We start from the raw sequence: 24,185 nt of genomic DNA, 5'->3' as shown, positions 1-24,185 counted from the left end.
AAGCGGCCTATCAGCAGAGCTTGGCTCTGGAGTTCACCCGTCGGGGAATCCCCTTCGTTGAGCATCCGACGCTCAATCTCGAATACAAGGGGACGGCGCTTCGCGCCGTCTATATCCCTGACTTCATCTGCTTCGAACGCGTCCTCGTCGAGCTCAAGGCTGTAAGCGCGCTTGCCCCGGAGCACCGCGCCCAGGTCATCAACTATCTGAAGGCGGCGAACCTCCGGGTCGGCCTGCTTGTCAACTTCGGTGGCTCGAACAAGGCGCAGGTCGAGCGGTTGGTGCGCTGATGTCCGTGTGGTCCGTGTGGTCCGTTGTTGAATCCAGCAGGCTCACAGGCTGGCGAAAGCGCCGAACTTCGTGACACCAGCGAGCGCCGAAGCCATCCTGCGCAAAACGGCGGGAGGGCAACGTGTCGGGATTGAGCTACGTCCATGGGGCGAGCGCGAGCCCGCTGATCGGCAAGACGATCGGCGCGCTCTTCGACGAGACCTGCGCAGCCCATCCGGACACCCCGGCGCTCATCTCGCGGCATCAGGGGATCCGCTGGACCTACGCCGAGCTCAAGGCGCAGGTGGACGCCTTCGCCGCCGGCCTCATCGCCCTCGGTCTGACGCGCGGCGACCGGGTCGGGATCTGGGCGCCCAACTGCGCCGAATGGACCATCACCCAATTCGCGACGGCGAAGGCGGGCCTGATCCTGGTCAACATCAACCCGGCCTACCGCCTCTCCGAGGCCGAGTACGCGATCAACAAGGTGGGCTGCCGGGCCCTGGTGATCGCGGTGCGCCACAAAACCAGCGAGTACCTCGCCATGGTCCGCCAGCTGCGCGAGGCCGGGAAGCTGCCGACGGTGGAGGCGGTGATCACCATCGGCGACGATCCCCACCGCGGCTGCCAGTCGTTCCCCCACATCGCCGGCACGGCCAAGCGCGCCGACCGCGCGGCCCTGGCCGAGGTCGCCGCCGCCCTGCAGTTCGACGACCCGATCAACATCCAGTTCACCAGCGGCACCACCGGCTTCCCGAAGGGCGCCACGCTCAGCCACCACAACATCGTCAACAACGGCTGGTTCGTCGCCGAGGCCATCCGGCTGCAGGCGGGCGACCGCCTCTGCATCCCGGTGCCGCTCTACCACTGCTTCGGCATGGTGATGGGCAACCTGGGCTGCGTGACCCACGGCGCCACGATGGTCTACCCCGCCGAGGCGTTCGATCCCGCGGCGGTGCTGGAGGCGGTGGCCGAGGAGCGGTGCCAGGCCCTCTACGGCGTGCCCACGATGTTCATCGCCGCCCTCGCCCACCCCGACTTCGCCGCCTACGACCTGTCGTCCCTCCGGACCGGGATCATGGCCGGCTCGCCTTGCCCGATCGAGGTGATGCGGCAGGTGGTCGAGCGCATGCACATGCCGCAGGTGACCATCGCCTACGGCATGACCGAGACCAGCCCGGTCAGCTTCCAGTCCTCTTGCGACGACAGCCTCGAGCGGCGGGTCTCCACGGTGGGCCGGATCCAGCCGCACCTGGAGGTGAAGATCGTCGACGGCGAAGGACGGATCACCCCGCGCGGCGTCCCCGGCGAGCTGTGCACCCGGGGCTACTCGGTGATGCTGGGCTACTGGGACGACGCCGGGAAGACCGCCGAGGCGATCGACGCCGCGGGCTGGATGCACACCGGCGACATCGGCGTCATCGACGACGAGGGCTATTGCAACATCACCGGCCGCATCAAGGACATGGTGATCCGGGGCGGGGAGAACATCTACCCGCGCGAGATCGAGGAGTTCCTCTACCGCCACCCCGCCGTGCAGGACGTGCAGGTGATCGGGGTCCCCGATCCGAGGTTCGGCGAGGAGCTCTGCGCCTGGATCGTGCTGAAGCCGGGCGAGGCGCTGGAGGCCGAGGCGGTGCGCGACTTCTGCCGCGGCCAGATCGCCCACTACAAGATTCCACGGCACATCAAGTTCGTGGAAGGCTACCCCACGACAGTCACGGGAAAAGTGCAGAAATTTGCCATGCGCGAGGCGATGATCGCCGAACTTGACCTCAGCATCGAAAGAACGGCGTAAGTCGCGGCCATGAGGAAACTGACTTCGGCGGTCGATCCGGCGTCCGCCGCCTTCGCGGCCAACGCGGCGGTCAACGGGGGCCTGGCCGATGAGCTGCGGGCGCGCACCGCGACCACCGCGCTCGGCGGTTCAGAGGCCAGCCGCCAGCGCCACGTCTCGCGCGGCAAGCTCTTGCCCCGGGACCGGGTGATGCGGCTCCTGGATCCGGGCGCGCCCTTCCTGGAGGTGGGCGCCCTCGCCGCGAACGGCATGTACGACGACGAGGCGCCGGCGGCGGGCGTCATCACGGGGGTCGGCCGCGTCTCGGGCCGCGAGGTGGTGATCGTGGCCAACGACGCCACGGTGAAGGGCGGGGCCTACTATCCGATCACCGTGAAGAAGCACCTGCGGGCGCAGGAGATCGCGCTGCAGAACCGCCTGCCGTGCGTCTACCTGGTGGACTCCGGCGGCGCGAACCTGCCGCACCAGGCCGAGGTCTTCCCCGACCGCGAGCACTTCGGCCGCATCTTCTACAACCAGGCCCGCATGAGCGCCGAGGGGATCGCCCAGATCGCCTGCGTCATGGGCTCGTGCACGGCGGGCGGGGCCTATGTGCCGGCCATGAGCGACGAGACGGTGATCGTCCGCGGCGCGGGCGACGAGAGCCAGGGGACGATCTTCCTGGGGGGCCCGCCACTGGTGAAGGCGGCCACCGGCGAGGTGATCTCGGCCACCGACCTGGGCGGCGCCGACGTCCACGGCCGCCGCTCGGGCGTGGTCGACCACGTGGCCGAGAACGACGAACACGCGCTGGCGATCGTGCGCCGCATCGTCGCCAACCTGAACACCACCAAGATGCACGGCCTCGCCCTGGAGGTCCCCGAGCCCCCGGCCTACGACCCGGCCGAGCTGTACGGGATCGTGCCGCAGGACGTGCGCGCGCCCTACGACGTTCGCGAGGTGATAGCCCGCATCGTCGACGGCAGCCGCTTCGACGAGTTCAAGGCGCTGTACGGGACCACCCTGGTCACCGGGTTCGCGCGCATCTGGGGCTATCCCGTGGCGATCCTGGCCAACAACGGGGTGCTGTTCTCGGAGAGCGCGCTCAAGGGGGCGCACTTCATCGAGCTGGCCTGCAAGCGGAAGATCCCGCTGGTGTTCCTGCAGAACATCTCGGGCTTCATGGTGGGCGGCAAGTACGAGGCCGGCGGCATCGCCAAGGACGGGGCCAAGCTGGTGACGGCGGTGGCCAGCGCCGAGGTTCCCAAGTTCACCGTGCTGATCGGCGGCAGCTTCGGGGCCGGCAACTACGGCATGTGCGGCCGCGCCTACAGCCCCCGCTTCCTGTGGACCTGGCCCAACAGCCGCATCAGCGTCATGGGCGGGGAGCAGGCGGCCGCGGTCCTGGCCACCGTCCACCGCGACGCGGGCAAGTGGACGAAGGACCAGGAGGAGGCCTTCAAGGCCCCCATCCGCCAGACCTACGAGGACGAGGGCAATCCCTACTTCGCCACGGCGCGCCTGTGGGACGACGGCGTCATCGATCCGGTCCAGACCCGCGACGTCCTGGGCCTCTCCATCTCCGCCTCGCTGAATGCGCCGATCCCCGAGACGCGCTTCGGCGTGTTCCGGATGTGAGGCGCGACATGGCCGCCACGCTCCGCGCCGCCGGCGCGATTCATTGGAACCACGGACCACACAGACCACACCGACGCGTCCGTGCCCTCCGTGTGGTCCGTGGTTCCTTTCCATCGGCGCTGACGCGCCACGGAGCTTTCTGATGTTCCGCTCCGTACTCGTCGCCAACCGGGGCGAGATCGCGCGACGGGTGTTCGCCACGGCCCGGCGCCTGAACATCGAGACCGTGGCCGTGTTCTCGGAGGCCGACCGCGACGCCGCCCACGTGCGCGACGCCGACAAGGCGGTGCTGATCGGACCCGCGCCGGCGCGCGAGAGCTACCTGGTGGGCGAGAAGATCATCGCGGCCGCCAAGGCCGCGGGCGCCGAGGCGATCCACCCGGGCTACGGTTTCCTCTCCGAGAACGCCGACTTCGCCGAGGCCGTCACGGCGGCGGGCCTCATCTGGATCGGCCCGCCGCCGTCGGCGATCCGCGCCATGGGCCTGAAGGACGCCGCCAAGTCCCTGATGCAGAAGGCCGGGGTGCCGGTGACCCCCGGCTACCTCGGGGAAGACCAGTCGCCGGCGCGGCTGAAGGCCGAGGCCGACCGCATCGGCTATCCCGTGCTGATCAAGGCGGTGGCGGGCGGCGGCGGCAAGGGCATGCGCCTGGTGGAGAACGCCGGGGGGTTCGAGGCGGCCCTGGACTCGTGCCGACGCGAGGCCGCCGCCAGCTTCGGCGACGACCGGGTGCTGCTCGAGACCTACGTCACCCGGCCGCGGCACATCGAGGTGCAGGTGTTCGGCGACACCCACGGCGATGTCGTCCACCTCTACGAGCGCGACTGCTCGCTGCAGCGCCGCCACCAGAAGGTGATCGAGGAGGCGCCCGCGCCGGGCATGAGCGACCTGGCCCGCGCGGCGGTCACCCAGGCCGCCGTGAAGGCCGCCAAGGCGGTGGGCTATGTCGGCGCCGGCACCGTCGAGTTCATCGCCGACGCCAGCGACGGCCTGAAGGGCGACCGGATCTGGTTCATGGAGATGAACACCCGCCTGCAGGTGGAGCATCCGGTGACCGAGATGGTGACCGGGCTCGACCTGGTGGAATGGCAGTTCCGCGTCGCGGCGGGCGAGCCGCTGCCGCTCAGCCAGGACGAGATCGGCCTCACCGGCCACGCCGTGGAGGCGCGCCTCTACGCCGAGAACCCCGCGTCGGGCTTCCTGCCGTCGATCGGGCGGCTGGAGAGCTTCAGCCTGCCGACCAACGTGCGCTGCGACTCCGGGGTCGACGAAGGCGATGCGATCACGCCGCACTACGACCCGATGATCGCCAAGCTGATCGCCCACGCGCCCAACCGCGAGCAGGCCATCGCCGAGCTGTGCGACGCCTGTTCCGACGTCGAGGTCTGGCCGGTGAAGACCAACGCGGCCTTCCTGGTGCGCTGCCTGGAGAACCCCGAGTTCATCGCCGGCAGCGTCGACACGGGCCTGATCGGCCGCGACCTCGCGGCGCTCACCGCGCCGGCCGAGCCGTCCGCCGAGGCGGCGGCCACCGCGGGCTGGGCCTTCCGGGAGCGCGTGGAAGGCCGCGAGGCCGAGCCCACGCCCTGGGTCGAGCTGAAGGGCTTCCGCCTCAACGCCCCGCCGGCGGCCACCACCCGCCTGTTCCACGGCGACCGGGCGGTCGAGGCCGCGATGCCCGCCGAGCCGTCGCGCTTCGTGCACGTGGAGAGCGACGAGGCGGTCGTCGTGTTCGAGGGCGGCGAGGCGTTCGTGTTCCGCGACCATCCGCCCGTGGCCGACGCGGACGGCGCGGGCGGCGACGGCGCGATCCGGGCGCCCATGCCCGGGAAGATCACCCAGCTCTCGGTCAAGGCGGGCGACACGGTGGTCAAGGGCCAGACCCTGCTCGTGCTCGAGGCGATGAAGATGGAACACGCCCTCGCCGCCCCCTTCGACGGCACGGTCGAGGACCTGACGGCCGAACTGGGGGCCCAGGTGAGCGAGGGGACCGTGCTGGCCCGATTGGCGGGGGCCTGAGGCGGGCGTAAGCTCGCCGCATGTCCGAGACCCTCGCCCGCGATCCCCTGGCCGAGGCGCTGATCGAAGCGCTGGGCCCCGCCGCCGTCCTCACCGGGGAGGCCGCGCTGGAGAAGGCGCAGGGCTCGTGGATGCGGCTGGGGTCGCCACGCGCGGTCGTCTTCCCGCGGAACACCGCGGAGGTCTCGGCGGTGCTCAAGGTCGCGGACCGTCTGGGCGTTCCCGTCACCGCGTGGGGCGGCAAGACGGGGCTGGCGGGCGGCGCCACGGCCGACGACGCCATCGCGCTCAGCCTGGAGAAGATGAACCGCATCGAGGAGATCGACGTCGCCTCGGCCACCATGACGGTGGAAGCCGGCTGCATCCTGCAGGTGGCCTGCGAAGCCGCCGAGGCGCAGGGCCTCCTGCTGCCGCTGGACCTCGGCGCCCGCGGCTCGGCCACCATCGGCGGCAACATCTCCACCAACGCCGGCGGCAACCGCGTGGTCCGCTACGGCATGATGCGCGACATGGTGCTGGGGCTGGAGGCGGTCCTCGCCGACGGGACGGTCGTCTCGTCCATGAACCGGCTGATGAAGAACAACACCGGATACGACCTGAAGCAGCTCTTCATCGGCGCCGAGGGCACGCTGGGGATCGTCACCCGCGCGGTGCTGCGCCTGCGCAGCGCGCCGGTCAGCCAGAACACGGCCTACGTCGCGACGGACGACTTCGACGCGATCCCGCGCCTCCTGCGGGCCCTGGAGAGCGGCCTGGGCGGCGGCCTCTCGGCCTTCGAGGTGATGTGGCCGGCCTTCTACGACCTGGTGACCACGCCGCCGGCGAACGGGACCCCGCCGCTGCCGCACGGCTATCCCTTCTACGTCCTGGTGGAGTCGCTGGGCGGCGACGAGGCGGCCGACGCCGAGCGGTTCGAGCGGGTGCTGGGCAAGGCGCTGGAGGACGGGCTGATCGTCGACGCCGTGATCGCCAAGAGCCAGGCCGAGCGGGCGAAGATGTGGGCGCTGCGGGACGACGTGGGCCAGGTGAACCGCAATGGCCCCGCCGTCACCTTCGACGTCTCGCTGCGGATCGCCGACATGCCGGCCTACGTCGCCGAGATCGACGGCAAGCTCCGCGCGCGCTGGCCGAACGTGGACAACTACGTCTTCGGCCACCTCGGCGACGGCAACCTGCACGTCCTGGTCTGGACCGGCGAGAAGGGACCCGAGGTGAAGAAGGCGGTGGAGGACATCGTCTACGGACCGCTCAAGGCAATCGGCGGCTCGGTCAGCGCCGAACACGGCATCGGCCTGCACAAGAAGGCCTACCTCGCCATGTCGCGCAGCGAACCCGAGATCGCCCTGATGCGCACCCTGAAGCGCGCGCTGGACCCCAAGGGCATCCTCAACCCCGGCAAGATCCTGGACTGACGCGCGCCCGCCCGCGGTCCGCGGCTACGCCCCCGCGACGATCCCGGCGTCGTGCAGCCTGGCGATCTCGCCGCCCGACAGGCCCAGCAGCCCGGAAAGCACCTCGTCGGTGTGCTGGCCCAGGCGCGGGGCCGGCGTCACGGGCTTGCGCACGTCCTGCGGGATCGTCCCCATCGCGCCGGGCGCCGGATAGGTCCGGCCGCTGGGGTGGGTGATGGTCTCGAAGAGCGGGTTGTCCTTGTAGAGCCGGGGGTCGTCGAGCGCGGCCTCGAGCGTCTGGTAGCTGCCCCAGGTGACGCCGCCCGCGTCGAAGGCCGGCGTCAGTTCGGCCGCGGTCTTCGCCGCGAAGGCCCGCTCGAACAGCGGATAGAGGTGCTCGCGATGGACGAAGCGCAGGCCCTCGTCCCTGGCGAACGAGACGCCGAGGCGCGCCTCGACCTCGGCCACCTGCCCGGCGATCCCCAGGGTGTCCAGCGCCTTGGACCACTGCTTGGGCGTGATGCAGAGCAGCATCAGCTTCTCGCCGTCCCTGGTGGTGAAGTCGCGGCCGAAGGCGCCGAAGACGTCGTTGCCCATGCGCGGGCGCTGGTGGCCGGTCATCAGGGTCTCGGCCGTGAAGCCCAGGTTCGCCATGGTGGCCGCGCCGATGTCGGAGAGCGGCGCGCGGATCTCCCGGCCGCCGCCCCCGCGCATGCGCGCCAGCAGCGCCGAGACGAGGCCGAAGGCGCAGTAGGCGCCCGTCAGCAGGTCCCAGGCGGCGAGCACGTGGTTCACCGGCCGCGGGTCGCCCTGGGGGCCCGTCATCAGCGGCAGGCCCAGCGCCGAGTTGATGGTGTAGTCCATCCCCTGCGAGCCGTCGGCCCAGCCCATCACCCGCACGCAGATCAGGTCGTCGCGCAGCTTCCTCAGGGTCTCGTACGACAGGAAGCCGTCCACCGGGAAGTTGGTGACGAAGAGGCCGCCGTCGTCGCCGGGCGCGGTGGCCAGCCGCTGGGCCAGTTCGCGGCCCTCGGGCCGCCCGAGGTCGATGGCCACCGACTTCTTGGCCTTGTTCAGGCTCTCCCAGTAGAGGCTGTCGCCCTTCTCGTCGACGGGCCAGCGGCGGAAGTCCGGCCCACCGCCGACGGTGTCGATGCGGATCACCTCGGCGCCCATCTGCGCGAGATAGAGCCCGCACGTGGGTCCCGCCACGAAAGCCGAGGCCTCGACCACCCTCAGGCCCTTCAGCAGGTCGTACATCGCAGTCCCCCGCGGCTATCCCGGCGAGGCCGGAGTCCGGATCGAATGGCGCCGAATGGCGTGCATGTCCCTTGCGGCAGTCAACGCCGCCGTCGCCGCAGGCTCCGCTCAGGCGACGAGGTTCGTCACCTCTTCGACCTCGTCGGGCGTCAGCTCCCACGTCGCGGTGGCGGCGTTGGCGGCGACCTGCTCGGGCGTGGTCGCGCCCGCGATCACCGAACTGACCACCGGATGGCCCAGCAGCCAGGCGAAGGCGAGTTCCAGGATCGTGTGGCCGCGCGCCTCGGCCCACTGGGTCAGCGCTTCGACCCGGTCGAAGTTGGCGTCGCTCATGGCCTGCTGGCCGCGCGCGCCCCAGGCCGCCAGACGCGTGCCTTCCGGCGGGGGCTCGCCGCGGCGGTACTTGCCCGAGAGCAGGCCTGAGGCCAGCGGGAAGAACGGCAGGAAGCCCAGGCCGAAGTGCTCGCAGGCCGGAAGCACCTCGCGCTCCACGTCGCGCTCGAGCAGCGAGTACAGATTCTGCGCCGAGACGAAGCGGGTCCCGCCCGCCGCCGTCCAGTCGGCGTCGGCGATCTGCCAGCCCGAGTAGTTCGAGTTGCCGATGTAGCGGACCTTGCCCTGGGCCACGAGGTCGTCCAGCGCGCGCAGCGTCTCGTCCACCGGCGTGTCCGCGTCGGGCTGGTGGTGCTGGTAGAGGTCGATGTAGTCGGTGCCCAGGCGGCGCAGGCTGTCCTCGACCGCCTGCATGATCCACTTGCGCGAGCCGCCCTGCTTCTTCGGATCGCCGCCCACCCGCATGCCGAACTTGGTGGCCAGCACGATCTCGTGCCGGCGCTTGCCCAGCGCCTTGCCGAGGAACTCTTCCGACTTCGTCCCGCCATAGATGTCGGCGGTGTCGAACAGGGTGACGCCGGCGTCGATCGCGGCGTCGACCACCTTCTGCGTCTGCGCCTCGTCGATGCGCATGCCGAAGTTGTTGCAGCCCAGGCCGATGACGCTGACCTTGAGCCCCGAGTTCCCCAGCCGGCGGACCTTCATCGCGACCTCCCGTTCCGTGTTCCTGCGGGCCGACCCTAGCCGCACCCGCCGAAGCCGCGCCAGCGGAGAACGACGCTCTTCAGGTTGGTTGTCGCCGCGTTCACCTCGTTCGTTGGCGATATTGCAAGGCCGGCATCGTTAACTCCCCGAGAGAACACAAGAAAAACTCGGTCGGGTGACTTCATGCGGCTCGTAACCATCGCAAGCCTCGGCGCCTCGGCGGTCCTCGGCCTCGGGGCCCTCTTCGTGGCCAAGATCGCACTGCCCAATGCGGCGACGGCGAAGGCGACCGGGCCCCGCGTGGAGGCCGCCGGCGAGCCCCTGGTCGTCGCGTCCCGCGCCATCAAGTACGGCGAGAAGCTGAACGCGGGCATGCTGAAGGTGGTGAAGGCGCCGCGCAGCGCGGTGCCGCAGGGATCCTTCACCACGGTCGAGGCCGTCCTGGCCGCCGACCACGGGGGCGCTCCGGTCGCCCTGACGCCGCTGGCGTCCGCCGAGGCCATCCTGCCCACGAAGATCTCCGGGCCCGGCGCGCGGCCCACCGTCGCCGCCGAGGTCGCCGAGGGCTTCCGCGCCTACACGATCAAGGTCGACGACGCGACCGGGGTGGGCGGCCACGCGCTGCCCGGCGACCGCGTCGACGTGGTGCTGATGCGCGACCTGACGCCGAACGGCCCGACCCGCAGCTACATCTCGCACGTGGTCGTGCAGAACGTCCGCGTCCTGGGCGTCGACCTCAACGCCGACCCGACGTCGGCCAAGCCCGCCAGCCCGAACACCGCCACGCTCGAGGTCTCGATCGAGGACTCCCAGAAGCTGTCGATCGCCTCCACGCTCGGCGAGCTCTCGCTGGCGCTGCGCCGGAACGGCGAGGCCACCATCGCGAAGGCCGGCCCCATGCGCGTGCCCGACTTCCTGGGCGGCGGCGTCCGCACCGGCGCCGTGCGCACGGCGTACCGCGCTCCGGTCAGCTACGGGATCGTCATCGTCGAAGGCGAGTCCCGTAAGCGCTCGTCCCCGAAGAAGGCGGCCGCAGCGGCGGCGCCGGCCCCGGTCGCGGCCCCCGCCGCGCCGACCCCGGTCGCGTGACTCCATGAAGACCACCATGTTCAAGCTGACCCGCACCCTGGTCAGCGCCCTCGTGGGCGCGACCCTGCTCACCGGGTTCGTGGCGCCCGGGGCCGCACAGGCCCAGACGCTCGCGAGCGAGCCGGCTCTGCGCCGGACGATCTACGTGCCGCGCGACAAGTCGCTCAGCTATCGCCTGGGCCAGCCCGCCTCGCGCATCGTCGTGGCCCAGCCCGAAGTGGCCAAGGTCACCGCGACGGGCGACTCCAGCTTCTACGTGCAGGGGATGGAGTTCGGCTCCACGAACCTGCTGGTCTACGGCCCCGGCGGGCGACTGCTGCAGGTGATCGACATCCGCGTGGGCTACGACGCCGCCAGCCTTCAGCACGACCTGACCAACGCCTACCCCGGCGAGGCCATCCAGGTGCGGAACCTGGGCGAGCAGCTCATGCTGGCCGGCGAGGTCTCGAACTCCGGGATCCAGCGCCGCGCCGAGGAGATCGCCGAGCGGTACGCCCCCGACGCGGTGATCTCGCGCCTGTCGGTCCGCGACGCCCAGCAGGTGGTGCTGGAGGTGCGCGTCCTCGAGGCGACGCGGTCGAAGCTGCAGGACATCGGCTTCACCTTCGACGTGATCAACAACTCGCTGAACTTCTCGGGTGGCAACGGCCTCATCGGGGCAAGCCCGCCCGCTGGCCTGTTCCAGCTGTTCGGCGGCTCGGGCGACACGCGCATCGACACGGCGCTGGGCGCGCTCGAGGAAAAGGGCGTCATCCGCACCCTGGCGCGGCCCAACCTCGTAGCCATCTCGGGCCAGAAGGCGACGTTCCACGCCGGCGGCGAGTACCCCTATCCGGTCCCGCAGCGCGACAACCTGATCAGCCTGGAGTTCCGCAAGTACGGCGTCGAGCTCGTCTTCACCCCCGTGGTGCAGGACAACGGCCTGATCCGCCTGGAGGTCGAGCCCAAGGTCAGCCAGCTGGACTTCACGAACTCGCTGCGCGTGTCGGGCTTCACGGTGCCCGGACTCATCATCCGCCAGACGAAGACGACGGTGGAGCTGAAGGGCGGAGAGTCCCTGCAGATCGGCGGCCTCTTCCAGCGCGACTACGCCAACTCGCTCCGCCAGATTCCCGGCATCGGCTCGGTGCCGATCCTGGGCGCCCTGGCGCGCTCCAGCCGCTGGAAGCAGGCCGACACCGAGCTGATCGTGATCGTCACGCCCCGCTTCTCGACGGCGGAAGACAAGGCGCGGGCGGCGGCGACCACTTCGCCCCCCGGCAAGGCCCCGCGCGCCCTGGACCTGCAGCTGAACGGCAAGGCGCTGGATCGTCCGCTGAGCGGCGAGGAGGGTCGTTGATGCCCGGATCGAGTCTGATCCGCGGCCGGCGTATCCTCGCTCTGGGCGCAGGCTTCACCGCGGCGCCCGACGGTCCCCTCGCGGGCGCCGTCGTCGAACAGGGCGCCATCGCCCAGCTCGAGTCCCTGCCCCCCGGCGCCTGCGACCTGGTCCTCATCGACGGGGACGCATGGGACGCCGCGGCGCTGGCGCAGGCCGTGAAGGCGCTCTCGGGCCTCCGGTCCGCGCCGCCGGTTCTCCTGGTCGGCGAGACGCTCCCCGCCGGGCTGGTCCGCAACATCCTGCGCATGTCGGCCGCCGACATCCTCGAGGCGCCCTTCTCGCCCGAGCAGCTGACCGCCGCGGTGGCCGCCCTCCTGGCCGAGGCCCAGCCCGCGCCCACGCAGGACGCTCCGGGCGCCTCGCGCTGCTGGGGCGTGACAGGCGCCGTGGGCGGCGCCGGAGCGACGACCATCGCGATCGAGATCGCCCACGCGCTGGCCGTGCAGGCCAACAAGGACCGGGCCGTCTGCCTCGTGGACCTCAACCTCGCGGACGGCGCGGCGGCCGCCTACCTCGGCGCCCAGCCGACCACCCGGCTGGCGGACTTCGGCCACGCCGCCGACCGTATCGACGCGGCGATGCTGCACGCCTTCATCACGCCGGTGTCCAAGGGCCTGGACCTGATGGCCGGCGTCCGGGATCCGAACGCCTTCGACGCCGTCGGGCGCGAGGCCGTCCTGCGCATGCTGGAAGTGGCGTGCGAGTGCTACGACTGGGTCATCCTGGACCTTCCGCGGCATCGCCGGCCATGGACCCTGGAGGCGCTGGCGGGCTGCGACGAGGCGCTGGTCATCTCCGAGCTGACGGTCCCGGCGCTGCTGGCGGCGCGGGCCTGCTCGGACGAGATCGAGGCCGGGATCGGCACGGGCCTGCGCCCGCGCATCGTCCTGAACCGCCTGGCGAGCCGCATGTTCGGCCCGGCGCCCTCCATGGGCGAGGCCGAGAAGGCGCTGCAGCGGAAGGCCGAAGCCGGGATCAGCTCGGACTGGGAAGCGGCCGCGGCCTCGGCGAACCTCGGCGGCCCGATCGCCCAGCACCGGCCGAAGTCGAAGATCGTGAAGGACGTCCAGAGCCTGGTCCAGAAGCTGGTCGCCCAGCCGCCGCGGCGCGACCAGCCCGCCAAGGCCGCCTGACCATGGGCCGGTTCAGTCTCGCGCGTTCCGCCCCGGCCCCGGCTCCCCAGCCGGCGCCGGCGCCGCAGTCGTCAGCGCCCGCACCCGCCGCTCCGAAGCCGGAGCCGAAGCCCAAGGGACCGCCTCCCGGCGACGCCCAGTTGGACCTTCGCCTGCGCCTGCATGCCCGGCTGATCGACGAGCTGGACCTGTCCAAGCTCGACAAGCTCGACGAGGCCGAGCTGCGCCGGCAGGTGCTCGGCCAGGTCACCGAGTTCGCCCGCGCCGAGCGCATGGCGCTGAACGCCAAGGAGCTCGAGGTCCTGGGCGCCTCGATCTACGACGAGATGGTGGGCCTGGGTCCCATCGAGCCGCTGCTCAAGGACGACTCGATCAACGACATCCTGATCAACGGCCCGTTCCAGGTGTACGTCGAGCGGCGCGGGGAGCTCGAGCTCACGCCGATCCGCTTCCGCGACAACGACCACCTGCTGCGGATCGTGAACCGCATCGTCGCCGGCGTCGGCCGCCGGATCGACGAAAGCCAGCCCATGGTGGACGCCCGCCTGCCCGACGGCAGCCGCGTGAACGCCGCTATCCCGCCGATCGCCATCGACGGCTGCTCGGTCTCGATCCGGAAGTTCTCGAAGAAGCCGCTGACGCTGGAGAAGCTGGTCGAGTTCAAGGCCATGACGCCCGCGATGGCCGAGTTCCTGCACGGCGCGGTGAAGAGCCGCGTCTCCACGGTGATCTCGGGCGGCACCGGCTCGGGCAAGACCACGCTCTTGAACGCCCTGTCGGCCGCCATCAGCCACGGCGAACGCCTGATCACCATCGAGGACGCCGCCGAGCTGCAGCTGCAGCAGCCGCACGTGGTGCGCATGGAGACGCGTCCGCCGAACATCGAGGGCAAGGGCGAGATCCGCCAGCGCGAGCTGGTCAAGAACGCGCTTCGGATGCGTCCCGACCGGGTGATCCTGGGCGAGGTGCGCTCGGAAGAAGCCTTCGACATGCTGCAGGCCATGAACACGGGCCACGAGGGCTCGATGGCCACCATCCACTCGAACAACCCGCGCGAGGCCATCAGCCGCCTGGAGCAGATGGTGGCCATGGGCGGCCTCAACATCGGTCCCGAGGCCGTGCGCTACCAGATCGCCGCCGCCGTGGGCCTGGTGGTGCAGGTGAACCGCCTGTCCGACGGCAAGCGCAAGGTCACCCACGTGACCGAGATCGTGGGCATGGAAGGCAACGTCGTGCAGATGCAGGACATCTTCCTCTACCACCGGACCCATACCGATCCCGACGGCACCGTCCACGGCGAGCACCGCGCCACCGGGCTGCGCCCCCGCGCCCTCGACGAGATGCTCCGCCGGGGCATCCCCTACGACACGGCCAACTTCGATCCGAAGAAGGTGCTCTGATGTTCGGTCTCGAGATCGACGCCAGGCTGATCGTCATGATCATGATCGGCGCCGCGGTCTTCGCCGGCGTCCAGGGGCTGACCGGCCTGGCCACCGTGGCCACGCAGAAGCGCAAGCTGAACCAGCGCCTGAAGATCGGCGAGAAGGTCGAGGGCATCTCGGCCCTCGTCGTCGAGCTCCGCAAGCAGCGGGGCCTCACGGCCTCGGGCGAGCGGAACAAGGGCGCGCTCAAGTGGCTGTCGGACCTGATCGTCGCCTCCGGCCTGCCGTACGACCAGAAGAAGTGGGCGATGTACGTGGCGGCCGCCGCCGTCGTCGGCGCGCTGGCCGCGGGCATCCTGACCCGCACGCCGGTCGGCTTCATGGGCGGCGCCCTGATCGGCGGGCTCTTCGCCCCGCTCGGCTACCTCAAGTTCAAGGCGGGCCGCCGCGCCGCCCAGCTCGGCTTCCAGCTGCCCCAGGCGCTCGACATCATCGTGCGAAGCCTCGAGGCCGGACACCCGGTGCCTGCTGCCGTGGGCCTGGTGGGCCGCGAGATGAGCGATCCCATCGGGACCGAGTTCGGCATGGCCGCCGACGAGATCGCCTATGGCGCCACCCTGGAGCAGGCCGTCGAGCGCATGTCCGAGCGCTGCCAGCATCCGGACGTGGACCTGTTCGCCGCCACCGTGCGCCTGCAGGAGCGCACGGGCGGCAACCTGACGGGCCTCCTGAAGCTGAACGCCAACACGGTCCGCGACCGGCACAAGATGAGGCTGAAGATCAAGGCCGCCTCGTCCGAAGGGCGCGCCTCGGCCATGATCCTGACCGCGGCCCCGTTCCTGGCGCTGGGGATGATCGTGATGATCTCGCCGAAGTTCTACGGCGACGTGATCGACGAGCCGATGGTCAAGTACGGCCTGGCGGGGCTCGGGTTCTGGATCTTCCTCGGCAACCTGATCATGCGTCGCATGATCGACATGCGGCTCTGACCCGATGCCCCTGGAGACCCTCCTCTACCTCGCCGGCCTCGTGCTGACCCTCGGCGCCCTTGCCGGCGTCGCGCTCCTCGTGTTCGGCGAACTGCGGGTCCGGGCCCTGCGGCGCAACCGCCTCGCCGGCGCCATGGCGGGCGGCCGCGGCCAGCCGCTGGTGGACCGCTCCGGCCCGGCCTTCGGCGAACGGTTCCTGGGCGCGATCCGCCGGCTGGGACAGCAGAGCGCCGTGCGGGACCCGGCCAAGGTCTCGCTGCTCAGGTCGCGCCTGATGCAGGCGGGCTTCTACAGCCGCGAGGCGCCGGTGATCTTCCTGGGCGTCAAGGCCGTGGCCCTGGCCATCGCCACCGGCGGCGTCCTCCTGACCCTGCCCGCGATGATCGGCCAGAAGGGCGGCAACCTGGGCGCGCTGGCCATGGCCGTGGGCGTGTCCCTGGTGGCGCTGTACGGGCCCGAGTACGTGCTCAAGGCCCGCAAGTCGAACCGCGAGCGTGAGTACCTGGAGGGCTTCCCGGACCTGCTCGACCTGCTCGTGGCCTCGGTGGAGGCAGGGCTGTCCCTGGACGCCGCGGTCAGCCGCGTGACCGAGGAGCTCGAGCGCCGCTACCCCAATCTCACCATCCACCTGCGCTTCCTCGTGCTGGAGCTGAGGGCCGGGCGCGCCCGCAAGGAGGCCTGGAGCGCCTTCGCCGATCGCCTCGGCATCGACGACGCCCGCGCGCTGGCGACCATGCTGCGTCAGGCCGAGGAGATGGGCACCAGCCTGGGCGAGACGCTGTCGGTGTTCTCGGCCGACATGCGCGCCAAGCGCATGCTGCGGGCCGAAGAGAAGGCGCTGGGACTGTCGGCCAAGCTGACCGTGCCGCTGATCCTGTTCATCTTCCCGGCGCTGCTGGGCGCCCTGATGCTGCCGGCCGCGGCCCGTCTGGTCCACGTGTTCGGAAACGGCGCCCCCGGAAGCTGAGACGGCGAGTTCCTCTGGCCGCGCGCGCGGATTGGCCCTAACAGCCGATCCCGAAGGTCGACATGAGGAGCCCGCCGATGTCCGAAGCCAACCTGCGCCCCGAGACCCTGCTGCTTCACGCAGGCTGGCGGGCCGACCCGACCACCGGCTCCGTGGCGGTGCCGATCCACCAGACCACCTCGTACCAGTTCCGCGACGCCGACCACGCGTCGGCGCTGTTCGCCCTCCAAGAGCTGGGAAACATCTACACGCGGATCATGAACCCCACGACCGACGTGCTCGAGAAGCGCATCGCCGCGCTCGAGGGCGGGGTCGGCGCCCTGGCGGTGGCCTCGGGCCAGGCCGCCTCGGCCTTCGCGGTCCAGAACCTTGCCCGCGCCGGCGACAACATCGTCAGCTCCACCGACCTCTACGGCGGCACCTGGAACCTGTTCGCCAACACCCTCAAGGACCTCGGCATCGAGGTGCGCTTCGTGGACCCCAAGGACCCGGAGGCCTTCCGCCGCGCCACCGACGCGCGCACGCGCGCCTACTACGCCGAGACGCTGCCGAACCCGAAGCTGGAGGTGTTCCCGATCGCCGAGGTGGCCGCCATCGGCCGCGAGTTCGGCATCCCGCTGATCATGGACAACACCGCGGCGCCCCTGATCTGCCGGCCGTTCGACCACGGCGCGGCGATCATCGTCTACTCGGCCACCAAGTACCTGGGCGGGCACGGCACCTCGATCGGCGGCCTGATCGTGGACTCCGGGACGTTCGACTGGGAGGCCAATCCCGAGCGCCAGCCGCTGCTCAACACGCCCGACCCGTCGTACCACGGCGCGGTCTGGACCCAGGCCGTGAAGCCGCTCGGCCCGATCGCCTACATCCTGCGCGCGCGGGTGATCCTGCTCCGCGACCTGGGCGCGGCCCTTTCGCCGTTCAACGCCTTCCAGATCATCCAGGGCATGGAGACCCTGGCGCTGCGCATGGAGCGCCATTGCGCCAACGCCTCGGCGGTCGCCAAGCACCTGGCCGGCCGCAAGGGCGTGACCCGCGTGATCCACCCCTCGCAGCAGTCGGACCTCGCGGCCGAGCGCTCCGCGAAGTACCTGAAGGGCGGCCACGGCGGCCTGCTGGGCTTCGAACTGGAGGGCGGCGTCGAGGCGGGCCGGCGCTTCATCGACGCGCTGAAGCTGTTCTACCACGTGGCCAACATCGGCGACGCGCGCAGCCTCGCGATCCACCCGGCCTCGACCACGCACTCGCAGCTCACGCCCGAGGAGCAGGCGGCTACCGGGGTCTCGCCCGGCTACGTGCGCCTCTCCATCGGCCTGGAGCACATCGACGACATCCTGGCCGACCTGGAACAGGCCCTGACCGCCGCGGGGGCGTAAGCCCCCCTTCCTTTCCCGCTTGCGGGAAAGGGGGACCGCTCGCCGAGCCCGCAGGGCGTAGAGCGAGGGGTGGAAAGGGTACTGGCCCGCGGGAAGGCGACCGCCCCCTACAGCCCCAGCGGCCGGTAGGGTCCCAGGATCAGCTGCTCGAACACGCCGACGCCCACCTGCTCGGGGCGTCCGGGCTCGCGCAGCGTGGCCTTGCTGATCGCCTGGATGTGCAGGTTGCCCATGTCGCTCGTGTCGAAGTTCGCGCAGTCGAGGTCCTCGCGGGCCACCGCCAGCTCGCCTTTCAGCGCGCCGTGCCGCCAGTCGCCGCCATAGCCGATGCCGCGCATCAGGAAGGTGGCCATGGGCTCGATCGTCACCGTCGCCTCGCCCTGGTCCATCGGGATGGTCAGGACCCCGCCCCGGGCGTGGCGCGTGCCGGGGATCAGGTCTGTGGCCATCGTCGCCGCCTCGGTCTCGAAACCGCCGTGCGGCCCGGCGCCGTCCGGGAGGATCACCGCCCGCGTGTTCCACGGCTTGCCGTCGGGGTCGGCGTTGATGTGGAAGTAGACGCTGCGGTCCTCGAAGTTCAGGGGCGTCCACTGCCAGAAGAAGCCGGCGATGCCCGCGCCGGGGGTCGCCTGCGAGTCCGGCGCGCCGACGGGCCGGATGCCCCACGAGCGGTCGCGCGTGCCGACCCAGCCGGACAGGTCCAGCCGCTGCCCGTCCACCTCGACCCATCCCGACACGCGCACGTTCTGCGTCAGGCGCGTGTAGTCCATGAACAGTCGCGGGCCGTTGCGCTTGACGAAGCGGGGCTCCTCGATCGGGAAGGCGCGGCCTTCGAAGACGATCTCGCCCGCAATGCCGTCGGTCTTGGTCACCGTCACCTTGAGGCGCTGCAGCGGCTCGAGGATGTCGATCGCGATCGGTCCGACGCTCAGGTCCATGCGCTCGTAGCCCAGGATCCGCGACGCGTGCAGGCAGCTTTCCTTGCCGTCCTTCACGACCGCGATGTGGGCGTCCGCCACGCTGAGGGCGGGATAGACGCCGTAGGCGACGGCCACAAACGCCGAGCCGTCGGGCGCATAGGCGTTGAAGAAGTAGCGGTCGTAGAAGTTGCGGTCCGAACCGGCGTAGGCGATCGGCTCCGGGGTCTGGTGGATGGGATAGTCGTCGCCCTTCGTCAGCATCCTGCCGCGCCCTCCGATTGACGCGCCGTCACCCTTGCGGGGGCGGGGCGCGCGGGTATCAACTCCGCGCCACACATAAGAACAAACAGGAGGCGTCGTCCCGCGTGACCTCGCGTCAGGGGGCCGACGATTTTGCGATGAGCGTCATGACCGCCGCGGACCACCGGATCCCGAACGACCATGCGGCCAACCTGGCCGACCCCGCCGCCTACGCCGACGGCCGGATCCACGAGACCTACCGCTGGCTGCGCAGGAACGAGCCGTTCGGCGTGGCCGAGATCGAGGGCGTCGACCCCTTCTGGGTAGCCGTGAAGCACGAGGACATCCTCGAGATCAGCCGCCAGAACGACCTCTGGCACAACGGCGACCGCAATCCGGTGCTGACCAGCAAGATCGCCGACCAGAAGGTGCGCGAGATGATGGGCGGCAGCCCGCACCTCCTGCGCACCCTGATCCACATGGACGCGCCCGATCACCTCAAGTACCGCGCCCTCACCCAGGCCTGGTTCATGCCGCAGAGCCTCAAGCGGCTCGAGGATCGCATCCGCGTCATCGCCCGCGCGGCGGTCGACAAGATGGCGGCGAAGGGCGGCGAGTGCGACTTCGTCAATGAGGTGGCGCTGCACTATCCGCTGCACGTGATCATGACGATCCTAGGCGTGCCCGAGAGCGACGAGCCCCGGATGCTGCGGCTGACCCAGGAGCTGTTCGGCGCCACCGACCCCGAGCTGGGCCGCAGGTCGGCGGACGCGGACAAGCCTCCGCAGGAGCGGCAGATGGACTTCAGCGTCATCACCGACTTCTTCGAGTACTTCCGCCGCCTGTCGGAGTCCCGCCGCGCCAATCCCACCGACGACCTCGCCAGCGTGATCGCCAACTCGACGGTCGACGGCCAGCCGATCTCGGACCTCGAGGCGATGAGCTACTACATCATCGTCGCCACCGCCGGGCACGACACCACCTCGTCCTCGACCGCCGGCGCGCTCTGGGCGCTGGCGGAGAACCCCGCCGAGTTCCGGAAGGTGAAGGCCGATCCCTCGCTGATCCCGGGCCTGGTGGACGAGTCGATCCGCTGGACCACGCCGGTGAAGACCTTCATGCGCACCGCCACGGCCGACACCGAGGTGCGCGGCCGCGCCGTCAGGCAGGGGGACTGGCTGATGCTCTGCTACGCCTCCGGCAACCGTGACGAGGACGTCTTCGAGGCGCCCGACACCTTCCGCGTGGACCGTTCGCCCAACAAGCACCTGGCGTTCGGCTACGGCGCGCACCTTTGCCTGGGCCAGCACCTGGCGAAGATGGAGATGCGCATCCTCTGGGAGGAGCTGTTCCCGCGCCTGAAGTCGGTCGAGATCGCCGGAACGCCGGCGCTCAGCGAGGCCTTCTTCGTCAACGGACCGAAGCGGCTGCCGATCCGCTTCGAGATGGCCTGACTTGGCCCACCCGCTCGAAGCGCGGCTGGCCGGCTATATCGCGGCCCGCCTGCCACACGCCACCGATGTCGCCATCTCGGCGCTGGAGCGGATCTCGGGCGGCGCCAGCCGCGAAACGTACCGGTTCGTACTCTCCTGGACCGAGGCCGGCGGCCAGCGCCACCGCCGGCTGATCCTGCGCCGGGATCCGCCGGCCAGCCTGATCGACACCGAGCGGCGCGTGGAATTCGAGGCCTATCGCGCCTTTCGCGGCTCGTCCGTCCCCGTCCCCGAGATGCTGTGGCTGGAAGAGGGCTCGGACGCGCTCGACCATCCCTTCTTCGTCGCCGAGGAGATCGCGGGCTTCCAGGCCTCCCCGCAGCAGCTGTTCGCGAGCCCGCCGGACGTTCTGGAGCGGATCGCCCGGCGCAAGTGGACGATCCTGGGCGAGATCGCGCGCGCCGACCCCGTGGCGCTGGGCCTCGACCGCTGGATGGCCGCGCCCGAGCGCGACGCCTGCTGGCGGCGCGAGCTCGACCACTGGGAGGCCCTGATCGACAAGGACGAGGCCGAGCCCCTGCCGATCACCCGGGCGGCCATCCGCTGGCTCCGCGCCAACCCGCCGCCGCCGGCCCAGAAGCTGAGCGTCGTGCACGGCGACTTCCGGACCGGCAACTTCCTCTACGATGCGCAGGGCGAGATCCACGGCGTTCTCGATTGGGAGATGAGCCACCTGGGCGACCCCCTCGAGGACCTCGGCTGGAGCCTCCAGCCCGTCTGGACCTTCGGCCAGGGGAAGGCCGGCGGTCTCTGCGATCAGGCCGCGGCCGTCGCGATCTGGGAGAGCGCCTCCGGCCTGAAGGCCGATCCGGCCGCCCTTCACTGGTGGATCCTCTTCAACTGCGTGAAGGCCCAGGGCATCTGGGTGGGCTCCGCCGCCGCCTTCAACCGCGGGGGCAACAAGGCGCCGATCATGATCTACCCGGCGTGGTGGCTCATCAACGCGCAGGACCGCGCCATGCTGCAGGTCATGGGGAAGCTATGAACCCGCCCGTTCCCGCCGTGCTGGCCGAATTGGCGGCGCTCCTGGGCCGCAACGCCCTCCCGGACGTGCCTCCGGCCGAACGCGCCAGCGACCTCGGCCTTTCCGCCATGCTGCTGGGTTTGGCGGCCGAGATGTGGGATCGCCAGGCCGCGATCCTGGTCGAGGAGAACCGCGCCGTCCGCGCCCTGCTGGGCGAGTCCGGCGAGGACGGCGATCTGCGCCTCACCGCGCTCAAGGCCGAGAACGATCGGCTGCGCGCCCGCCTCATCGAGGCGCACGCCGCCGCCGAGGCCGAAGGCGACGCCGCTCGACAGGCCGCCATCTGGACCGAGCTCGCCGCCTCCACCGAGCGACGCCGGCTGTCGACCGCGCCGGTCTGATTCAACCGGCGGCGTCAATCCGATCGCAACACTGCCGCCTCAGCATGCCCGAAAGACAGAGGTGGGCAGACCATGGCCGCGGCCAAGCGCGAATCCGCAATCAGCGACCCGGTGGTCGAGAAGCTCGACGACGGGCACTACGACCGCGAGCTCGCCCGCTGGCAGGCCCAGATCGACGAGGCCGCCGCGGTGCTGCGCCGCGCCCACGAGGCGATGAAGGCCGAGAACACGCTCGTCTCCTAGAGCGCGTTCCGAAAAGTGGAACCCGGTTTTCGGGTCGAAACGCGCTCAAGATACTGATTCAGCGGCCCACCAGGCGGTCGATCAGGGCCTGGTCGCTATCGTAGACCCAGCACTCCGCGAGCAGTCCGCCGGCGACCCGGTAGACCAGCACCCGCTCCACCTCGACCGGCGGCGTCCCGAGCGCCTCCCGCGCGATCACGACACCCCGCTCCGCGCCGGCCATCACGTCGACCACGCGCACCAGCCGCCGCTGCGTCCGCCGGCCGAACTCCGCCAGCGCCTGCAGGGCCGCAACCTTGCCGGCATGGCGCCCGGAGAGCGCATGCGAGCCGCCCCAGTGCAGCACGATGTCGTCCGCGTAGCCCGCCACGACGGCGGCGGTGTCGCCCCGGCTCCAGGCCTCGGCGTAGGCCCGGACGGGCCCGAGTATGTCGGGGCGCATGGCGGAATCTCCTTTCGCTGTGGCGGGATAGGCGAGGGCGGCCAGCAACGTCCGGCGGTTCACGGCGCGACCGGCGTGAGCCAGGTGCGCCGCTCCGAACGGATGAACGCCTTCTCCTGGGCGAACGCGAAGTTCGCGGCGCCCTCGGGGGAAGCCTTCAGCCGCGCGCGATAGGCCTCGTAGGCCGCGAGGCTCGAAAACGAGATCAGCGCCAGCGCCACGTCGTTCTCGCCCTCGTGCGGCAGGAAGTAGCCGATCAGGTCGCCGCCGTTCGCGGGGATGATCGCGCCCCAGGCGCGGGCGTAGGCCTCGAAGGCGTCGCGCTGGAACGGGTCGATGACATAGCGGATGCAGCAGGTGACGGTCATGACGGGCTCCGGTTCGAGGAACCTCGGGATAGCCGCCCTCCGCGACCCCATGCTTCGACCAGGACCGAAGCGTGGCGGCGCCGGATGATGTAGGGTCGCCGGCGATGAGGCTGGGTCCCGACATCACCCGCATCGCCGCCCTCCTGGGCGACCCCGCCCGCGCCAACATGCTCTCGGCGCTGATGAGCGGGGAGGCGCTCACCGCGGGCGAGCTGGCCCGCGAGGCCGGCGTGACGGCCCAGACCGCCAGCTCGCACCTGGCCCAGCTGGAAGCCGGAGGCCTGCTGACGCGCCGGATCCAGGGCCGGCACAACTACTTCACCCTCGCAGGCCGCGACGTGGCCGAGGCGATGGAGCACCTGGCGCTGCTGGCGGACCGCGCCGGCCACATGCGCACGCGCCCCGGCCCGCGCGACCCGGCCCTGCGCCGCGCGCGCGTCTGTTACGACCATCTGGCCGGCGATGCGGGCGTGGCCATGCTGGACGCCTTGATCTCCCAGGGACGCATCGCCGATCACGAGGGCGCCCTGGCGCTGACCGACGCCGGCCGCGCCTTCGCCCGCGACTTCGGCGTCTGCCTGGAGACGACCGGCCGTCGCCCGCTCTGCAAGGCCTGCCTCGACTGGAGCGTGCGCCGAAGCCATCTGGCCGGCGTGCTGGGCGCGGGCCTGCTGGCGCGGATCTACGAACTGGGCTGGGCCCGCCGCCTGGACGGCACGCGCATCGTCGCCTTCAGCGCCCCGGGCCTGCGCGCCTTCGAGCAGACCTTCGGGCCGGTCCCGGCGGCCTCCGGGGCGTGAGCGAAGCAGCGCCGCGGGCTACCGAAGCCGTTCCAGCGTCCTCGGGTCGGGTCGGCCGTCGAAGTACTTCGCGAGCGCGGCCCGCACACCGGCCTCGTTCGGCGCGGACAGCGCGAACAGCGTGAGGCTGGAGCGGAGCTTGAGGTCGTCGGGCTCGCCCATGATCTCGGTCGCCGTGACGCCGTCATGCCGGTTCAGCGCTGCGACGCAGGCCCGGTATCGCGGCCCGAGGACCGGGTGGGCCAGGTAGGCGGCCGCTTCCGGCAGGCCCGAGATCGCATACTTCTGCGCCATGTGGCTCGCCCCAAGCCCGGCGAGCTGCGGGAAGACGAACCACATCCAGTGCGTCCGCTTGCGACCGGCGCGAAGCTCGGCGAGCGCACGCTCGTATACGCCGTCGGCGTCCTGCGCCGCCACGAACCGATCCAGGCCGAACGGGTCGCTCATGGCGCCATCCTGCACGTGACAAGCGCCGTCGTCTCGTCTTTGCTGGCCCCGCCGCCGATTTGCGGCCCGGCGCCCGTTTGGGACGGCGCCCGGGGGAGAAGAAAAACCTTGCCTGTCCTGGCGGGACAGGCAGGAAACAGACCGAATTTTCGAAGG

The 24,185-nt window shown here is 70.8% G+C and carries 23 protein-coding genes; 17 read left to right on the top strand and 6 right to left on the bottom strand.

Features of this window, described 5'->3' with window-relative positions; all coding sequences use genetic code 11:
* The 5 genes from JNK30_RS20905 to JNK30_RS20885 all read left to right on the top strand — a co-directional run.
* Positions 1-290 (top strand): GxxExxY protein (locus JNK30_RS20905; protein ID WP_293485356.1); only part of this gene is annotated, 290 nt, incomplete at its 5' end.
* A 122-nt stretch (positions 291-412) separates the two neighbouring features.
* Positions 413-2,068 (top strand): AMP-binding protein, encoded by a 1,656-nt coding sequence (locus JNK30_RS20900; protein WP_293485354.1) that lies wholly within the window; start codon positions 413-415, stop codon positions 2,066-2,068.
* 9 nt (positions 2,069-2,077) lie between these two features.
* Complete coding sequence (locus tag JNK30_RS20895; protein ID WP_293485352.1) at positions 2,078-3,685, top strand: carboxyl transferase domain-containing protein; 1,608 nt, start codon at positions 2,078-2,080, stop codon at positions 3,683-3,685.
* A gap of 142 nt (positions 3,686-3,827) precedes the next feature.
* Positions 3,828-5,705 (top strand): biotin carboxylase N-terminal domain-containing protein, encoded by a 1,878-nt coding sequence (locus tag JNK30_RS20890; protein WP_293485350.1) that lies wholly within the window; start codon positions 3,828-3,830, stop codon positions 5,703-5,705.
* Positions 5,706-5,725: 20 nt separating this feature from the next.
* Positions 5,726-7,117: an FAD-binding oxidoreductase gene (locus tag JNK30_RS20885; protein WP_293485348.1), complete on the top strand. Its 1,392-nt coding sequence runs from the start codon at positions 5,726-5,728 to the stop codon at positions 7,115-7,117.
* 24 nt (positions 7,118-7,141) lie between these two features.
* Here the strand turns inward: JNK30_RS20885 and JNK30_RS20880 are convergent, their stop codons facing one another.
* Together JNK30_RS20880 and JNK30_RS20875 are read right to left on the bottom strand one after the other, a co-directional pair.
* Positions 7,142-8,356, bottom strand: coding sequence for a CoA transferase (locus JNK30_RS20880; protein WP_293485346.1), 1,215 nt, complete (start codon positions 8,354-8,356; stop codon positions 7,142-7,144).
* 108 nt (positions 8,357-8,464) lie between these two features.
* Positions 8,465-9,394, bottom strand: a complete 930-nt coding sequence (locus JNK30_RS20875) for an aldo/keto reductase (protein WP_293485344.1) — start codon at positions 9,392-9,394, stop codon at positions 8,465-8,467.
* A 183-nt stretch (positions 9,395-9,577) separates the two neighbouring features.
* Between JNK30_RS20875 and cpaB the strand changes: the two genes are divergently transcribed.
* The 7 genes from cpaB (at position 9,578) to JNK30_RS20840 (ending at position 17,711) form a co-directional block, all read left to right on the top strand.
* On the top strand, positions 9,578-10,483 hold the full coding sequence (gene cpaB / locus JNK30_RS20870) for a Flp pilus assembly protein CpaB (protein ID WP_293485342.1): 906 nt from the start codon (positions 9,578-9,580) through the stop codon (positions 10,481-10,483).
* A 4-nt stretch (positions 10,484-10,487) separates the two neighbouring features.
* Positions 10,488-11,822, top strand: a complete 1,335-nt coding sequence (locus JNK30_RS20865; RefSeq protein ID WP_293485340.1) for a type II and III secretion system protein family protein — start codon at positions 10,488-10,490, stop codon at positions 11,820-11,822.
* Positions 11,822-12,997, top strand: coding sequence for a cellulose synthase operon protein YhjQ/BcsQ (locus JNK30_RS20860; protein ID WP_293485338.1), 1,176 nt, complete (start codon positions 11,822-11,824; stop codon positions 12,995-12,997). Before JNK30_RS20865 ends, JNK30_RS20860 begins: the two co-directional genes overlap by 1 nt.
* 140 nt (positions 12,998-13,137) lie before the next feature.
* Positions 13,138-14,397: a CpaF family protein gene (locus JNK30_RS20855; RefSeq protein ID WP_293485336.1), complete on the top strand. Its 1,260-nt coding sequence runs from the start codon at positions 13,138-13,140 to the stop codon at positions 14,395-14,397.
* Entirely contained in the window at positions 14,397-15,368 is a 972-nt protein-coding gene (locus tag JNK30_RS20850) for a type II secretion system F family protein (RefSeq protein ID WP_293485334.1), read from the top strand. The genes JNK30_RS20855 and JNK30_RS20850 overlap by 1 nt, the downstream gene beginning before the upstream one ends.
* A 4-nt stretch (positions 15,369-15,372) precedes the next feature.
* Positions 15,373-16,335: a type II secretion system F family protein gene (locus JNK30_RS20845; RefSeq protein ID WP_293485332.1), complete on the top strand. Its 963-nt coding sequence runs from the start codon at positions 15,373-15,375 to the stop codon at positions 16,333-16,335.
* Between the two features lie 77 nt (positions 16,336-16,412).
* Positions 16,413-17,711 (top strand): O-acetylhomoserine aminocarboxypropyltransferase/cysteine synthase family protein, encoded by a 1,299-nt coding sequence (locus tag JNK30_RS20840; protein WP_293485330.1) that lies wholly within the window; start codon positions 16,413-16,415, stop codon positions 17,709-17,711.
* Between the two features lie 107 nt (positions 17,712-17,818).
* Here JNK30_RS20840 and JNK30_RS20835 read toward each other — a convergent pair whose 3' ends face one another.
* Entirely contained in the window at positions 17,819-18,892 is a 1,074-nt protein-coding gene (locus tag JNK30_RS20835; protein ID WP_293485328.1) for a hypothetical protein, read from the bottom strand.
* A gap of 137 nt (positions 18,893-19,029) precedes the next feature.
* On the opposite strand from JNK30_RS20835, the gene JNK30_RS20830 reads away from it, so the two are divergent.
* From JNK30_RS20830 to JNK30_RS20815, 4 genes are all read left to right on the top strand, one after another.
* Positions 19,030-20,325: a cytochrome P450 gene (locus JNK30_RS20830; protein WP_293485326.1), complete on the top strand. Its 1,296-nt coding sequence runs from the start codon at positions 19,030-19,032 to the stop codon at positions 20,323-20,325.
* 1 nt (position 20,326) lies between these two features.
* Complete coding sequence (locus JNK30_RS20825) at positions 20,327-21,349, top strand: phosphotransferase family protein (RefSeq protein ID WP_293485324.1); 1,023 nt, start codon at positions 20,327-20,329, stop codon at positions 21,347-21,349.
* Positions 21,346-21,729 (top strand): hypothetical protein, encoded by a 384-nt coding sequence (locus tag JNK30_RS20820; protein ID WP_293485323.1) that lies wholly within the window; start codon positions 21,346-21,348, stop codon positions 21,727-21,729. The genes JNK30_RS20825 and JNK30_RS20820 overlap by 4 nt, the downstream gene beginning before the upstream one ends.
* Positions 21,730-21,801: 72 nt before the next feature.
* Entirely contained in the window at positions 21,802-21,972 is a 171-nt protein-coding gene (locus tag JNK30_RS20815; RefSeq protein ID WP_293485321.1) for a hypothetical protein, read from the top strand.
* Between the two features lie 58 nt (positions 21,973-22,030).
* Here JNK30_RS20815 and JNK30_RS20810 read toward each other — a convergent pair whose 3' ends face one another.
* Together JNK30_RS20810 and JNK30_RS20805 are read right to left on the bottom strand one after the other, a co-directional pair.
* Entirely contained in the window at positions 22,031-22,414 is a 384-nt protein-coding gene (locus JNK30_RS20810; protein ID WP_293485319.1) for a nuclear transport factor 2 family protein, read from the bottom strand.
* Between the two features lie 59 nt (positions 22,415-22,473).
* The gene (locus JNK30_RS20805) at positions 22,474-22,782 is read right to left on the bottom strand and encodes an NIPSNAP family protein (RefSeq protein WP_293485317.1); all 309 of its coding nucleotides are present in this window, start codon (positions 22,780-22,782) and stop codon (positions 22,474-22,476) included.
* Positions 22,783-22,886: 104 nt separating this feature from the next.
* Between JNK30_RS20805 and JNK30_RS20800 the strand changes: the two genes are divergently transcribed.
* Entirely contained in the window at positions 22,887-23,582 is a 696-nt protein-coding gene (locus JNK30_RS20800) for a winged helix-turn-helix domain-containing protein (protein WP_293485315.1), read from the top strand.
* Between the two features lie 18 nt (positions 23,583-23,600).
* Here the strand turns inward: JNK30_RS20800 and JNK30_RS20795 are convergent, their stop codons facing one another.
* Positions 23,601-24,029: a DUF1810 domain-containing protein gene (locus JNK30_RS20795; protein ID WP_293485313.1), complete on the bottom strand. Its 429-nt coding sequence runs from the start codon at positions 24,027-24,029 to the stop codon at positions 23,601-23,603.
* Positions 24,030-24,185: the final 156 nt, after the last annotated feature.

Origin of the sequence: Phenylobacterium sp., assembly GCF_016793225.1 — a bacterium.
Classification (GTDB): domain Bacteria; phylum Pseudomonadota; class Alphaproteobacteria; order Caulobacterales; family Caulobacteraceae; genus Phenylobacterium.
Note: the sequence above shows the minus strand (reverse complement) of the source record. Positions and strands in the feature narration are given on the sequence as shown.